The sequence below is a fragment of the Stenotrophomonas sp. AGC87 genome (assembly GCF_057333975.1).
On the sequence record NZ_JBHFHW010000035.1, the window covers coordinates 17,064 to 31,149 of the forward strand.

Annotated in this window: 13 protein-coding genes; 7 read left to right on the top strand and 6 right to left on the bottom strand. The window is 67.8% G+C overall.

Annotation, left to right across the window (positions count from 1 at the left end; genetic code table 11):
• Positions 1-76: 76 nt before the first annotated feature.
• The 6 genes from dapE to map are packed head-to-tail and all read right to left on the bottom strand — an operon-like array spanning position 77 to position 6,970.
• Positions 77-1,204 (bottom strand): succinyl-diaminopimelate desuccinylase, encoded by a 1,128-nt coding sequence (dapE, locus tag ACE026_RS14345; RefSeq protein ID WP_486039499.1) that lies wholly within the window; start codon positions 1,202-1,204, stop codon positions 77-79.
• Complete coding sequence (locus ACE026_RS14350; protein ID WP_486039500.1) at positions 1,201-1,563, bottom strand: Spx/MgsR family RNA polymerase-binding regulatory protein; 363 nt, start codon at positions 1,561-1,563, stop codon at positions 1,201-1,203. Before ACE026_RS14350 ends, dapE begins: the two co-directional genes overlap by 4 nt.
• A gap of 43 nt (positions 1,564-1,606) precedes the next feature.
• Positions 1,607-2,479 carry a hypothetical protein gene (locus ACE026_RS14355; RefSeq protein WP_486039519.1) on the bottom strand — a complete coding sequence of 291 codons (873 nt, stop codon included), beginning with the start codon at positions 2,477-2,479 and terminating at the stop codon, positions 1,607-1,609.
• Positions 2,476-3,555, bottom strand: a complete 1,080-nt coding sequence (gene dapD / locus ACE026_RS14360) for a 2,3,4,5-tetrahydropyridine-2,6-dicarboxylate N-succinyltransferase (protein WP_486039501.1) — start codon at positions 3,553-3,555, stop codon at positions 2,476-2,478. Before dapD ends, ACE026_RS14355 begins: the two co-directional genes overlap by 4 nt.
• Complete coding sequence (locus tag ACE026_RS14365; RefSeq protein WP_486039520.1) at positions 3,555-6,176, bottom strand: [protein-PII] uridylyltransferase; 2,622 nt, start codon at positions 6,174-6,176, stop codon at positions 3,555-3,557. The genes dapD and ACE026_RS14365 overlap by 1 nt, the downstream gene beginning before the upstream one ends.
• A gap of 20 nt (positions 6,177-6,196) precedes the next feature.
• Entirely contained in the window at positions 6,197-6,970 is a 774-nt protein-coding gene (gene map / locus ACE026_RS14370; RefSeq protein WP_123728774.1) for a type I methionyl aminopeptidase, read from the bottom strand.
• A gap of 271 nt (positions 6,971-7,241) precedes the next feature.
• On the opposite strand from map, the gene ACE026_RS14375 reads away from it, so the two are divergent.
• From ACE026_RS14375 to rpsB, 7 genes are all read left to right on the top strand, one after another.
• The gene (locus tag ACE026_RS14375; protein ID WP_486039502.1) at positions 7,242-7,766 is read left to right on the top strand and encodes a Csu type fimbrial protein; all 525 of its coding nucleotides are present in this window, start codon (positions 7,242-7,244) and stop codon (positions 7,764-7,766) included.
• A gap of 7 nt (positions 7,767-7,773) precedes the next feature.
• Positions 7,774-8,526, top strand: a complete 753-nt coding sequence (locus ACE026_RS14380; RefSeq protein ID WP_486039503.1) for a fimbrial biogenesis chaperone — start codon at positions 7,774-7,776, stop codon at positions 8,524-8,526.
• Positions 8,477-10,885: a fimbria/pilus outer membrane usher protein gene (locus tag ACE026_RS14385; RefSeq protein ID WP_486039504.1), complete on the top strand. Its 2,409-nt coding sequence runs from the start codon at positions 8,477-8,479 to the stop codon at positions 10,883-10,885. Before ACE026_RS14380 ends, ACE026_RS14385 begins: the two co-directional genes overlap by 50 nt.
• Positions 10,882-11,916, top strand: coding sequence for a Csu type fimbrial protein (locus tag ACE026_RS14390; protein ID WP_486039505.1), 1,035 nt, complete (start codon positions 10,882-10,884; stop codon positions 11,914-11,916). Before ACE026_RS14385 ends, ACE026_RS14390 begins: the two co-directional genes overlap by 4 nt.
• 80 nt (positions 11,917-11,996) lie before the next feature.
• On the top strand, positions 11,997-12,278 hold the full coding sequence (locus ACE026_RS14395) for a hypothetical protein (RefSeq protein WP_486039506.1): 282 nt from the start codon (positions 11,997-11,999) through the stop codon (positions 12,276-12,278).
• Positions 12,257-12,982, top strand: coding sequence for a fimbrial biogenesis chaperone (locus ACE026_RS14400; protein ID WP_486039508.1), 726 nt, complete (start codon positions 12,257-12,259; stop codon positions 12,980-12,982). Before ACE026_RS14395 ends, ACE026_RS14400 begins: the two co-directional genes overlap by 22 nt.
• Positions 12,983-13,196: 214 nt before the next feature.
• Positions 13,197-14,054 (top strand): 30S ribosomal protein S2, encoded by an 858-nt coding sequence (rpsB, locus tag ACE026_RS14405; protein ID WP_486039510.1) that lies wholly within the window; start codon positions 13,197-13,199, stop codon positions 14,052-14,054.
• The last annotated feature ends 32 nt before the right edge of the window (positions 14,055-14,086 follow it).

Consider the following 14,086-nt stretch of genomic DNA (forward strand, 5'->3'; position numbering starts at 1 on the left):
CCCCCCCCCCCCCCCCCCCCCCCCCCCCCCCCCCGCCACTACCTCGATGGTCCGACAGCAGCGCTGCCCCAGGGACTCAGGCGAGCAAACGCTCGATCAAGCGCTGGTACAGCGCCGGCAGCGCCTCCAGATCCGCGACGCGCACGTTCTCATCGACCTGGTGGATGCTCGCATTGACCGGCCCCACTTCGATGCACTGCGCGCCCAGCGGCGCGATGAAGCGCGCATCGGAGGTGCCACCGCCGGTGCTCTCTTCCGGCGGCGCACCGGCAAACTCACCGAGCACGTCACGCGCGACACGGCGCAGCGTGCCTTCGGGGGTGTAGAACGGCTCGCCACTGCGATGCCACTTGAGCGTGTACTGGAGTGCATGACGGTCCAGCAGCGCGGCGATCTCCTGCTCCAGCGCGGGGGCGTTCCAGTGCGGGTTGTAGCGCAGGTTGAACAGCACCTGCAGCTCGCCGGGAATCACATTGTTGGCTCCGGTGCCGGCATGGATGTTGGAGACCTGCAGGCTGGTCGGCGGGAAGCTCTCAAAGCCATCATCCCAGTGCCGCGCGGTCAGTTCGGCGAGCGCCGCAGCGGCCAGATGGATCGGATTGCGCGCCTTGTCCGGATAGGCGACATGGCCCTGCACGCCCTTCACGGTCAGCGTGGCCGAGAGGCTGCCGCGGCGGCCCACGCGCAGCAGATCACCGAGCACCGCGGTGGAGGACGGCTCACCGGTGATGCACCAGTCGATGGCCTGGCCGCGTTCGCGGAAGATGCCGGCCACGCGACGCACACCGTCGATGGCATCGCCTTCCTCGTCACTGGTCAGCAGCACCGCCAGCGTGCCGGGATGATCCGGATGGGCGGCCACGAACTGCTCGGCCGCCACCACGAAGGCAGCCACACTGCCTTTCATGTCGGCCGCGCCACGCCCGTACAGCACGCCATCACGGATCTGCGGATCGAACGGATCGCTGGTCCAGGCCGAGACCGGGCCGGTCGGCACCACATCGGTATGCCCGAGCAGCACCAGCACCGGTGCGCCCTGCCCATGTGTGGCCCACAGGTTGTCGACCTCGCCCAGGCGCAGGTGTTCGCAGTGGAAGCCGGCGCGTTCAAGACGGCCGGCCAGCAGCGCCTGGCAACCGGCGTCCTCGGGCGTGACCGAGGCGCGCGCGATCAGGTCGAAGGTCAAGGCAACGACGTCGTTCACGCGCCCACTCCGAACCGCTGCTTGAAGCCGTTGTCCGAGAAGCCCTGGGTCATCACGCCATCGGCGCTCACCACCACCGGGCGCCTGATCAGCTGCGGGTACTCGCGCAGCAGCAGCTTCCATTCGGCCTCGGAGTCGGCCGCTTTGCGGTTCTCCGGCAGCTGCCGCCACGTGGTGGAGGACCTGTTGATCAACGCAGGAAAGCCACCGGCCTGGGCCGCCCAGTCGATCAGGGTCTCCGGCGTTGGCATGTGGTCGCGGTAGTCGACGAAGGTGTACGGCACCTGGAAACGGTCGAGCCACTTGGTGGCTTTCTTGCAGGTGTCGCAGTTCTTCAATCCGTACAGAGTGGTGGTCATGGCGCGGCGTGCAGCATCGATCAGGAAGGACGCGGTGAGGATGTCACAACAGGCGTTCGGACACGACCCGGAACGGCACCTGCGGCACCCGGAAACAGAACGCATCGGCCAGATCGACGCCCATCGCGGCCAGGTGCGGGCAGGTCACCGCCCCCTCCAGCCGCAGCGGCTGCACCTCGGCCTGGGTGATCGGCAGATCGATATGGGTCAGGGCCAGCCGACCATCCGGGGCGACCGCGAACGCGGCCTCCTGACAGGCCAGAAAAGTCATGGCCTGCGCTGCATCGCTGAAGGCACCGGCCGCCCAGGCAGCCGCCAAGCCCTCTGCCGGACGCACCTGCGCCTGCAATGCCGGCGCGCTGCCCTGCCCCGGCTCGATCACGGTGTGCCCGCCATCGGCATCCACGGCATGCCAGAAACGCGCGGCCAGATGCGGTTGCATGGCGTCGCTCCACAGCCGCGCACCCACCGCGTGCGCCACGCTGTCGATGGCGTTGCGATCAAACAGCACCCGTGGCGTAGCGGACCCGGCCGCTGCATCGTCCGGCACCACATACCAGCGCCAGTTGCTCTGCAGCGGCGACGGAAACAGGCCACGCAACGGCCCCGCCAGCGCTGGCCCGAAATGGCCGTGGCGGTACGTCAGGATCGTGTAGGGCGTACGCCCGTCATGCACGAACAGGCGATGGCCCGGGGGCGGCGGCGGTGCATGACGCACGTCCACCCACCAGCTCAGGTACACCACCTCACGCACATCACTGATCAACGCCGGCACCGGCAGCACGCGGGTGAGCGCGCGCCGGGCGGCGGTCAGGTGCGCGCAGCCGAGCAGACGCTGCAGCGCGCGTCCCGGCCACCCCGCGAACGGGTGCCGGTAGCGCGCCGCCTGCGCCAGCGCGGGCTGCGGGGTGCTCAGTCGGCCAGGCCGCGCAGCAGCTCGTTGACGCTGGTCTTGCTGCGGGTCTTGGCATCGACCTGCTTGACGATCACCGCGCAGTACAGCGAGTGCGAGCCGTCCTTGGACGGCAGCTGGCCGGACACCACCACGCTGTACGGCGGTACCGAACCGTAGCTGATCTCGCCGGTGGCGCGGTTGTACACGCGCGTGCTCTGGCCAAGGAACACGCCCATGCCGATCACGCTGTGATGGCCGACCACGAAGCCTTCCACCACTTCCGAACGCGCACCGATGAAGCAATGGTCTTCGATGATGGTCGGGCTGGCCTGCAGCGGCTCCAGCACGCCGCCGATACCGGCACCGCCGGACAGGTGGCAGTGCTTGCCGATCTGCGCGCACGAACCCACCGTGGCCCAAGTGTCGACCATGGTGCCCTCGCCCACATAGGCGCCGATGTTGGTGAAGCTTGGCATCAGCACCACGTCCTTGCCGAAGTAGCTGCCACGACGCGCGATCGCACCGGGCACCACCCGCACGCCGGCGCGGCGGAACTTGGCTTCATCGAAGCCGGCAAAACGCGATTCGACCTTGTCCCAGAACGGCGCCGGGCGCGCATCGACCACGGCCATGTCGTTGACGCGGAAGTACAACAGCACGGCCTTCTTCAGCCACTCGTTGACCTTCCAACCACCGTGGCCATCGGGCTCGGCAACGCGGAATTCACCGGTTTCCAGGCCGTCGATGACGCGACCGACCAGCGGCTTGGTCGAGCCTTCGATCTCATGCAGGGTCAGCGTGGCACGGCGCTCGAACGCGCTCTCGATGCCGAACTTGAGTTCTTCCACACCCGGCGTGGCCGGCTTGCGCAGCGACTTGCGCGCGATGGTGGCATCACGGCTGGCACTGCGCTTGGCGGCGCTCTCAGCGGGCGTGGCGGCAACCTTGCGGGCCGGCGCCTTTTTCACGGCAGCCTTCTTCACGGCAGGTGCCGCCTTTTTCGCTGCGGCAGCAGTCTTCTTCACTGCAGGCGCGGCAGCGCGGGTCTTGGCCGCCGCGGTCTTCGCGGCAGTCTTCTTGGCAGGCTTGGTGGCCATCAGTGGGGGTCTCCGGCGTTTCGATCAGGGTCCAGGCAGGCGAGCATCGCGTCTTGCAGCTGCTGCCTGGCGGATTCGGTCAGGGCGTGATCATGCTCATCGCTGATCACGAACATATCTTCGGCGCGCTCGCCGAACGTGGCGATGCGCGCATCATGCACGCGCAGCCGCTGGTTGCGCAGCACGAACGCCACGTCGGCCAGCAGACCGGGGCGGTCGGGTGCGACGAGGCTGAAACGGGTACTGGTGGTCTCGCCATCGGTGACATCACGGAACTCGACGCGTGGGGCGAAACGGAAGTGCCGCAGCTGGCGCGGGATGACGCGGCGCGAAGGGCGCAGCCGGGTCAGATCGCCGGCCAGCGCCTCACGCAGGCCGGCCTCCAGGCGCAGCGCATCGCCATCGGCGAAGCTGTCGGCCGGGGTCACTTCGAAGGTATCGAAGATGGTATCGACCGGACCGTCCAGCACGCGCGCGCGATGGATGGTGTAGCCCTTGCGGTCCAGCGTCATCACGATCGCGGCGAACAGGCCGTCGCGGTCGGGCGAGTGCACGAACACTTCCAGTGCGTCGTCCTCGGGAGTCAGCCTGCGCACCTTGACCAGGGTCTGGCCCTGCTTCAACGGCACCAGCGCAGCGGCCTGCCAGGCCAGCTGTTCCGGGCGCAGCCGGATGAAGCTCTCATCGGGCATCACCGTGAACTGGCGATCGATGGTGGGATCGTCGTAGCCGCGCTCACGCACCAGCTGACGCACCGATTCGCGCGCTTCGGCAACGCGCTCGGCGGCCGGCATCTGGTTCTCCAGCCCGTCGCGCAGCGCGCGGCGCGCGGCGAAATACAGGTCGGCCAGCAGACGGTCCTTCCACGCATTCCACAGCTTGGGGCTGGTCCCGGCGATATCGGCGCAGGTCAGCAGATAGAGATAGTCCAGCCGGTCGCGGCTGGCCACCAGGGTGGCGAAGCGATGGATCACCTCCGGATCGGAGATGTCCTGCTTCTGCGCGGTGACCGACATGCGCAGGTGCTGTTCGACCAGCCAGGCGACCAGCTCGGTATCGGAGCTGCTCAGCGCCAGTGCCTGGCAGAATTCGCGCGCATCCACCGCACCGAGTTCGGAGTGATCGCCGCCGCGGCCCTTGGCGATGTCATGGAACAGGCCGGCCAACAGCAGCAGCTCCGGCTTGCGCAGGCGCGGCCAGACTTCATGTGCGATCGAGAAGCGCTCATCCGCGCGGCTGCTGGCGAACAGGCCGATGTTCCGCAGCACCATCAGCGTGTGCTGGTCCACGGTGTAAACATGGAACAGATCGAACTGCATGCGCCCGGAGACCTGCGCGAACGCGGGGATCCACTGGCCGAGGACGCCCAGGCGTGCCATCCGCGCCAGGGTATCGACCGCGCGCGGGCTGCGCAGCAGCGCCAAAAACTGCTCGCGCGCCGCAGCGCTTGCCTCGGTGTATGCCGCCAGCTCCGGCAGCGATTCGGCCAGCGCGCGCGCGGTCAGCGAGTGCAGGCCGCGCACATCCGGGTTGTAGGCCCAGCTGGAGAACAGCGCGAACACCTGTTCGATATCACCCTGGGGCCAAGCTGGATCGTTGGCAGCCAGGTAGCCACGGCGCAGCGAGAAGCCCACGCTCACCGGCTCTGGGACTGCTTCGCCATCAAACTGTTCTTCAAAGCGCTGCAGCAGGCGGTCGCTGATCCGCCGCACCACGGTGGCGCTGCGGTAGAACCCCTGCATCATCTTTTCCACGGCCAGGCTTTCGATGTCGTCTTCGAACCCCAAGCGGGCGGCCAGTGTCTTCTGGTAATCGAACCGCAGGCGTTCTTCCGGCCGGTTGGCGACCAGGTGCAGGCCGAAACGCAGCCGCGCCAGCGCACACCGTTCGCGTTTGAGCGCGGCCGCTTCATCCGGGCCGAGATGGCCGAGACCGACCAGCGCTTCCAGGTCGCGCACGCCGAACGCCCGCAGTGCCATCCAGCCCAGCGTATTGAGATCGCGCAGCCCGCCGGGGCCGTCCTTGATGTCCGGCTCAAGATTGTCGGCGGTGTCGCCAAAACGCTGATGGCGGGCCAGCAGCTCTTCGCGCTTGGCGAGGAAGAATTCGCGTGGCGGCCACAGGCCCTCCACGTTCACCGCCGCCTTCAGTGCCTGACGCGCGGCGTCATCGGCGACCACCGGGCGCGACTCGATCAGCGCGGTGAGCACCGTCTGGTCGGCGCTGGCCTGGGTGCATTGAGCCGGCGAACGCACCGCGTGGCTGACCGGCAGGCCGCAATCCCACAGCAGGGCGAAGAAACGCGCCAGCCCGGACTCGTGCCGGCGCTGCTGCTCGGGCGTGCCCAGCACCAGCACGTCGATATCCGAGCGCGGGAACAACTCGCCGCGCCCGTAGCCGCCCACCGCGAACAGCGCCATCCCCGAACCGGCAGGCAGGCAGCGTTGCCAGGCCAGCCGGATCAGGTGATCGGCTGCCCGCGCGCGCAGGGCGAGCAGGCGTTCGATGTTGTCGTTCTGGTCGAAGCGGCGGTACAGCCGCGCGTCGGTCTGTTGCAGCGACTGGCGCGCCAACGCCGCCCAGTCCGGGTCGGCGACGGAATCGGCCGGCGCGTCCAGCATCGGGCTCGCCGGCAGCATGCTCAGACCTGCGATTCGCCGGGCGAGAGGGTCAGCACGTCGACGCCGGTCTCGGTGACCGCGACCATGTGCTCCCACTGCGCCGACAACTTGCGGTCCTTGGTGACCACGGTCCAGCCATCCGGAAGCACCTTGTTGTAGCGGGTGCCCTCGTTGATCATCGGCTCGATGGTGAAGGTCATGCCGGGCTGCAGCACCAGGCCTTGGCCCGGACGGCCGTAATGCACCACCTGCGGTTCGTCGTGGTAGACCTTGCCGATGCCATGGCCGCAGTACTCGCGCACCACGCTGAAGCGCTCGGCTTCGGCATAGCTCTGGATCGCATGGCCGATATCGCCCAGCGTCGCGCCCGGCTTGACCGCGCGGATGCCGCGCCACATGGCTTCATAGGTCGCATCGACCAGGCGCTTGGCCATGACCGACGGCGTGCCGACGTAGTACATGCGGCTGGTATCGCCGTGCCAGCCGTCCTTGATCACGGTCACATCGATGTTGACGATGTCGCCGTCCTTGAGGACCTTGGCTTCGCTGGGGATGCCGTGGCAGATCACGTTGTTGACCGACGTGCAGACCGTCTTCGGGAAGCCGCGGTAACCGACATTGGCCGGTGTCGCCTTCTGCACATTGATGATGTGGTCGTGGCAGATGCGGTCCAGCTCTTCGGTCGTCACGCCCGGTTTGACGTGGGGGGTGACGACGTCGAGCACCTCGCTGGCCAGACGGCCTGCGATGCGCATCAGTTCGATTTCCTCGGGGGTTTTCAGATTCACGCTCATGGCGCCCATTATCGCCGATCCGGGGCCAATCTGAACGGGATCGGATGGAACGCTGACAGCCGCGGTTGGGGCGGGCATCCAGTCAGGTCCATGAATGAATGCGATGGACGTCTCAGATCGAAGGTTTGTGCCGAAAACGGCCATTGAATGGGCCAAATCTCGCGAGTTCCCTACAAGGGCAAACCTATAACCGGATCAACACCGTTCCATCGCGTCACCGTTCGGCAGCATCGTGTTGTTCAGCAAGGACCCGCGTCCAAGGAGCATGCCCATGCGATTTCTCCGTCCTGCCCTGTTGAGCTTGGCCCTTGCCAGCCTCGCTGCGCCCGCCGTGGCGGCCGATACCACGACCTTCAACGTCAAGATCATCATCACCAAGGCCTGCACGATCACCGCTGCAGCCGCCACGGACGTGGACTTCGGCTCGGCGCTGTCCACGGCCACTACCCCGTCCAACGCGCAGGGCACCATCACCGCGCAATGTTCGGCGCTGACCCCCTACACGATCGCCTTGAACGCCGGTTCCAACGCTGGCACCGCCAACGACGTGACCACCCGGCGCATGAAGAACACCAACGCCGCGGTCACCGCCAACAACTTCGTGGGCTACCAGCTCTACCAGGATGCAGGCCATGCCACTGTCTGGGGCGCCACCACCGGCACCAACACGGTCGCTGCCACCGGCACCGGCCTGCCGTTCGCCTTCAACATCTATGGCCAGATCGCCAACCCAAGCGTGAACAACGCCGCCACCGGTAATTACCAGGACACCGTCACCGCCACCATTTCCTACTGAGGTTCCCATGCCGACACTCGCACGCGGGCGCCGGCGGCGGCCCACGATGGTGGCTGCATGGGCGTGGCCGTGGCTGGTCCTGGCAGGCAGCGCCTCGGCAGCCAGCCTGCAGGTTGCCCCGACCTCACTGCAGCTCACTCCACGCCAGAACGCCGAAGCGCTGTGGGTCAGCAACAGCGGCGCCGCGCCGGTGGATGTGCAGGCCCGGGTATTCCGCTGGACCCAGCGTGATGGCAAGGACGCGCTGGAGCCCACTGCGGAGCTGGTGGTCAGCCCACCGATGCAGTCACTGGCCGCCGGGCAGCAGCAGTTGATCCGCGTGGTTCGTGCGCAGCCGGACGCACCGGTCGAGCAGCTCGCGTACCGGGTGATCGTCGATGAAGTGCCGGCACTGGATCCGGACCGGCGCGGCATGCAGTTCGTCCTGCGCTACTCGCTGCCGGTGTTCATCCAGCCGGCCGGCGAGCATCCGCTGAAACCCACGCTGCAGGCCCGCGTGCTACCCGGCGATGACGGCCAGCTGCTGCTGGAGGTGCACAACAGCGGCAACAGCTACGCCCAGATCGCCGATCTGGCCCTGGGCACTCTGGAACGCCCGCAGGTTTTCCAGCCCGGCTTGGTGGGGTACGTCCTCAGCGGCCAGACCATGCGCTGGCCATTGGAGATCACCGCAGCACACATGGTCGGCAGCACCCTCTCGGCGAAGATCAATGGCGAGTCCGTACCGACGCCACTGTCCCCCGCGCCACCGTCTCGCTGAGGCCTGCGTGCGGATCGCGCTGGCCGGCAGCCTGTTCCCGTCCGCGGCCTGGGCCGGCGAGGCGGACATCGGGGCGGCCGGCGCATCCGGCGAGGCGATGCTGCCGCCCCCCACACCGCTGACCGCGCCGCAGACGCTCTATCTGGAGGTGACCCTCAACCGCAGCCCACGCGGGCTGCTGCCGTTCTCACTGTTGGGCGGACAGATCAGCGCTCCCGCCGCCACGCTGCGCCAGCTCGGCTTCCCGGCGCGAGGCGACGAGCCGGTCGCGTTGGACCAGCTCACTGGCGTGGTGGTCCGTTACGACGCGGCGCTGCAGACGCTGGCGCTGGAGGTGCCGCTGTCGCAACTGCAGTTGCCGGTCACGCAGCTGGAAAAGGCCACCGAGACGGCACCTGCCGCCACTGCCTCGCCGGGGGCGCTGCTCAACTACGACCTGTACGCCAGCCACAACGACACGCTCGGGAACCTCACCGCGACCACGCAGTGGCGATTGTTCGGCCTGGGCCGCGGCGTGCTGGAGAGCACCCAGCTCAACCGCACCTATCAGGATGGCAACCGCGACTGGCACGGAGAAAGCGTTCGCCTGGACAGCCACTGGGCACTGGATTTCCCCGATCAGGCCGTGACGTTGACCGTCGGCGATTTCTTCAGCGGGTTCGTCGACTGGAGCCGGCCGGTGCGGATGGGCGGCATCCAGATCGGGCGCAACTACGGCCTGCAGCCTTACCGCGTGCTGACCCCGACGCCAAGCTTTCTGGGCGAGGCGGTGGTGCCGTCCAATGTGGAACTGTATGTGGATGGCCTGCGCCAGTACAACGGCGAGGTGCCGGTCGGGCCGTTCCAGCTGGCCGCACAGCCCGGGATCAGCGGCACCGGCAACGCCCAGGTGGTGATCACCGATGCGTACGGCCGCATGCAGACGCTGGATTTTTCCTTCTACGGCACCCAGCAATTGCTGGCCAAGGGGCTGTCGGACTGGTCGCTTGGGGTAGGCAGGATGCGCCGCGACTACGGTGTGCGCTCGTTCGCCTACGAGTCGCCCACTCTGGGCAGCGGCACCTGGCGCTACGGGGCCAGCGATCGTTTCACCGCCGAACTGCATGCCGAAGGCGGTGGCGGTGTGACCACGGCAGGGGCCGGCGGCTGGTGGCTGCTCGGCCACGCCGGGGTCTTCAACGCTGCCTATGCGCGCAGCCGCATGGACGGTCTGGACGGCGGCCAATGGGCGCTGGGGTACAGCTGGAACAACCGCCGCTTCAACGTCAACGCCTCCACCCGCCGTACCCATGGCGCCTATCGCGACCTGGGCGCGCTACAGGGGTCGTTGCCACCGGACGTGATCGATCAGCTCACACTGGGCGCCACACTGGGCCGCGCCGGGTCGCTCAGCGCCAGCTACCTGCGCCTGTCCTACCCCGATGGCGATGACAACCGCTACGCCAGCGTGTTCTGGAACAAGCGCTTCTCCGAGCGCTGGTCGTCCTATCTCTCATTCAACCAGAACCTGTCCGAACGTCGCGACCGCAGCGTGTACCTGTCGGTATCGGTGAGCCTGGGCCGCAACCGGCAGAGCAGCCTCTCGGCGCAGCGCAACGGGGACCGCAGCCTGTACGCGCTGGATGTTTCCCAGCCCGTGCCAGGTGATGGCAGTCAGGGCGGTTACGGCTGGCGGGTGCAGGCGCGCGAGGGTGACGGCGGCGCGGGTGGCCTGGCCGAGCTGGGCTGGTTGAACCGGGTCGGGCGTTATTCGGTGGGCGTGTCGCGCCAGGGTGATGCCAATTTCGCCTATGGCAACGCCGCTGGCAGCCTGGTGTGGATGGGGGGCCATCTGTTTGCCGCGCGCGAAGTGCCCGATGCCTTCGCCGTGGTCTCCACCAACGGGTATGCGGGCATCCCGGTGCGATTGGAAAATCGCCTGATCGGGGTGACCGATGCCAATGGCCTGCTGCTCGTCACTCCCCTGCTGTCCTGGCAGCGCAACCGTCTGTCCATCGATACCCTGGACCTGCCGGCCGACCTGCGCGCCGACCGGGTCGACACCTGGGTCACCCCACGGCAGAGCGCTGGCCTGGGCGTGGGCTTCGGTTTGCGGCGCACCCGTGCCCTGACCGTGGTGCTGCACGATGCCCAAGGCACTGCGCTGGATGCCGGCAGCCAGGTCCGCCTGCCGGACGGGCGCAGCGCGACGGTCGGCTATGGCGGCGAGGCCTATCTGGAGAACCTGGCGCCAGCGACCCGGCTGCAGGTCGATACACCACAGGGACGGTGCAGCGTGACGCTGAGCATGCAGCCGGAGAACAGCACCCGGCCGGCCCGGCTTGGCCCGTTGCCCTGCCTGCCCGGGACGGACCGATGAGCGCCCGCGCCTTCCTGCTGCTGGCGATGCTGTTGGGGCTGTGCGCTCCCGGTGTGGCGCGCGCGGATACCACCTGTACTGCGACCACGCCGGTCACTCTGGCGTTCGGCACGATCGGCAGCCAAGCGACCGGACCGACCAATACGATGACCTCGTTCGACATCAACTGCAGCAGCGCCGGCCTGAGCATCCTGGGCAGTGCCTCGGTACGCATGTGCGTGGGGCTCGGCACCGGAACGACCGGCGCAACCTTCACCCCCATGCGCAGCATGACCGATGCAAACGGCGACGCACTCAGTTACCAGCTGTATACCAACCCTGCGCGGACGGTCATCTGGGGACTCGTGCCAGGCGGGGCTCCACCGGCACGGAGTCTGGACATCAATTACTCCGTCCCCCTGATCGGCGGCAGCGGAACCACCAACGTGGTCATCTACGGCCAGATTCCTGCCGGACAGACACTATCTGCCGGGGCGTATTCCAGCGCCTTCAGCGGCGCAGGGGTCACCCTGGAGTACGCCTTCAACCAGGTCCTGACCGGCACCGCCACAACGCCGGCACTGTGCAGCACGACGGGCGGTGTCGGCGGCCACAAAACCGCCACCAGCGGCTTCCCGTTCACCGTCACCGCCAACGTCCTGCCCCAGTGCAGCACGTACGTCACCACGGACATGGATTTCGGCACCAATGCCGGCGCCATCACCAGCAACCGCGACCAGACATCGACCATCGGCCTGACCTGCCTCAACCGCACCGCCTACACGATCGCGCTGGACAACGGCCTGTACCCGCAGGGCACCACGCGCCGCATGCGCCACACCACCAACCCCGCCTACTTCATTCCATACGAGCTTTACAGCAACAGCGGCCGCAGCACACGCTGGGGCAGCACCAGCGGGGTGGATCTGGTCTCGGGCACCGGCACCGGCAGCGCCCAGAGCCTGACCGTGTATGGCCGCGCGCCGCCGACCACCGGCGCGGTCGCGGAGGGTACGTACAACGACCAGATCAAGGTCACGATCACGTACTGAGGTGGCGATTCCGGCACGGGACTGCTCAAGCCGCACCTGCGACGGCCGATAATGGCGACATCCCCCTGCTGTCGTTCCGCATGAATCGTCGCTGCCGCACCCACGCCCTGCTGGGCATCGCCCTGGGCCTGAGCCCGCTCCCCGCCGCCATCGCCGCGCAGGGAACGGCCGTGCGCATCAACCTGCGCATCGTGGAAGGCTGTGCGCTGGACAGCGCGGTTCCGACCGCATCGTGCGCAGTGGCCCACCAGCGCAGCGACGCGCCAGCGCCGCCTCCGCCCCAAGTGCAGGCGTTGACGCCGGCCCTGGAGCCCGGTGCGGGCAGCGCGCGGGAGCGCCCGTGGCTCACTCTCACGTTCTAGCCAGCCGCTGGCTGCTGATCGCCCTGCTGGGCGGGAGTGGCCCGGCCACCGCGCTGGAGGTGTCGCCGCTGCGCGTGAGCATCCCGGCCCGGGCGATGCAGGCCGAAGTGTGGCTGTACAACCCGGAGCCCCGCCCCTGGTCCGGTCAGGCACGGCTGTACCGGTGGGAGCAGACCGAAGACAGCGAGGTGCTGGTGCCCGCCGAGGACGTGGCCCTGAGCCCCGCCGAGCTGCACATCGCCCCCAACACCCGCCAACGGATGCGTGTGGTCCGGCTCGCGCCCCCTCCCGAGGCAGTGGAGCGGGGCTACCGGCTGGTTATCCAGGCCCACGAAGCCAGCCCGCCGCTGCGGGTTTCTCTGCCGGTGTTCCTGGCTCCGGCCACCCCCATACGGGACCGGCCTGCGCTGGGTGCCTTCGTGGAAACCGCAGCGGCCGGCCCCGTGCTCCGTCTTTACAATGCCGGCAGCGACCATGCCCGCTTGACCGACCTGGTCTTCATCGACGCCGCTGGCGCCCGTCACCGCGTGGTGGCCGGCCTGGCAGGCTACGTACTGCCCCGGCAGACGCGCCGCTGGCCGTTGCCCGGCCGCCCCGAGGCGTACGCGGGCGGTGAATTCCGCGCCCGCCTGGAGGATGGCGAAGAGGTCGTGCTGGGCGGGATGCCCCCTACAATTGCGCCACCGGCCCAGGCCGGGCTATAATCGACCGGATCTCCTGCCTCATCGAAGCAGGAAACACGTCAACACCGGACGTCACCGGTGAATCCACACCTGCCGCCCATATCCGTGCCGGGGTGCTCCGCAAGGAGTTCGGTCACGGAAGCGACAGGGAAGCCAAACCCCGGAACCCCCCGCCTCACGGCGGACCGCCCAACTATTACCCGTGGCGGCCGGTTCCCTATCAGGAGTTACTGCAATGCCCCAGGTCACCATGCGTCAGATGCTGGAAGCCGGCGTCCATTTCGGCCACCAGACCCGTTACTGGAACCCCAAGATGGGCCAGTACATCTTCGGCGCCCGCGGCAAGATCCACATCATCAACCTGGAAAAGACCGTTCCGCTCTTCAATGACGCGATGAACTTCATTTCCAGCGTTGCGCAGAAGCGCGGCACCATCCTGTTCCTGGGCACCAAGCGCAGCGCCCGTGAGTCGATCCGTGAAGAAGCCGAGCGTTGCGGCATGCCCTTCATGAACCAGCGTTGGCTGGGCGGCACCCTGACCAACTTCCGTACCGTGAAGCAGTCGGTTGCCCGCCTGAAGGAACTGGAAGCCGGTGAGACCGACGGCAGCTTCGACAAGCTGGTCAAGCACGAAGTGCTGGGCCTGCGTCGCGAGCGCGACAAGCTGGAAGCCTCGCTGGGCGGCATCAAGGACATGAACCGTCTGCCCGACGCGATCTTCGTCATCGATATCGGCCACGAAGACATCGCCATCAAGGAAGCCAAGAAGCTCGGCATCCCGGTGATCGCTGTTGTCGATACCAACTACAACCCGGAACTGGTCGATTACGCGATCCCGGGCAACGACGACGCCATCCGCGCTGTGCAGCTGTACGCCCGCGCCGCTGCCGACGCCGTGCTGGAAGGCAAGGCCGCTGCTCCGCACGCTGCCACCGTCCGTGAAGAAGAGTTCGCCGACGCTGCCGCCACCGAAGAAGCCAAGCCGGCCCGCCGCGCTCCGGCCAAGAAGGCTGCTGCCGCTCCGGCTGCTGCCGCTCCGGCCGCTGAAGCCCCGGCTGCCGACGCTCCGGCCGCTGGCGAAGCCCAGGCCTGATCCAGGCCCGGGGGGGGGGGGGGGGGGGGGGG

Bases quoted from the DNA above. Each gene is read 5' to 3' on its own strand.
- ACE026_RS14350 (WP_486039500.1), bottom strand. From the start codon at position 1,563: ATGACCACCACTCTGTACGGATTGAAGAACTGCGACACCTGCAAGAAA.
- dapD (WP_486039501.1), bottom strand. From the start codon at position 3,555: ATGGCCACCAAGCCTGCCAAGAAGACTGCCGCGAAGACCGCGGCGGCC.
- ACE026_RS14365 (WP_486039520.1), bottom strand. From the start codon at position 6,176: ATGCTGGACGCGCCGGCCGATTCCGTCGCCGACCCGGACTGGGCGGCG.
- map (WP_123728774.1), bottom strand. From the start codon at position 6,970: ATGAGCGTGAATCTGAAAACCCCCGAGGAAATCGAACTGATGCGCATC.
- ACE026_RS14375 (WP_486039502.1), top strand. From the start codon at position 7,242: ATGCGATTTCTCCGTCCTGCCCTGTTGAGCTTGGCCCTTGCCAGCCTC.
- ACE026_RS14380 (WP_486039503.1), top strand. From the start codon at position 7,774: ATGCCGACACTCGCACGCGGGCGCCGGCGGCGGCCCACGATGGTGGCT.
- ACE026_RS14385 (WP_486039504.1), top strand. From the start codon at position 8,477: ATGGCGAGTCCGTACCGACGCCACTGTCCCCCGCGCCACCGTCTCGCT.
- ACE026_RS14390 (WP_486039505.1), top strand. From the start codon at position 10,882: ATGAGCGCCCGCGCCTTCCTGCTGCTGGCGATGCTGTTGGGGCTGTGC.
- ACE026_RS14395 (WP_486039506.1), top strand. From the start codon at position 11,997: ATGAATCGTCGCTGCCGCACCCACGCCCTGCTGGGCATCGCCCTGGGC.
- rpsB (WP_486039510.1), top strand. From the start codon at position 13,197: ATGCCCCAGGTCACCATGCGTCAGATGCTGGAAGCCGGCGTCCATTTC.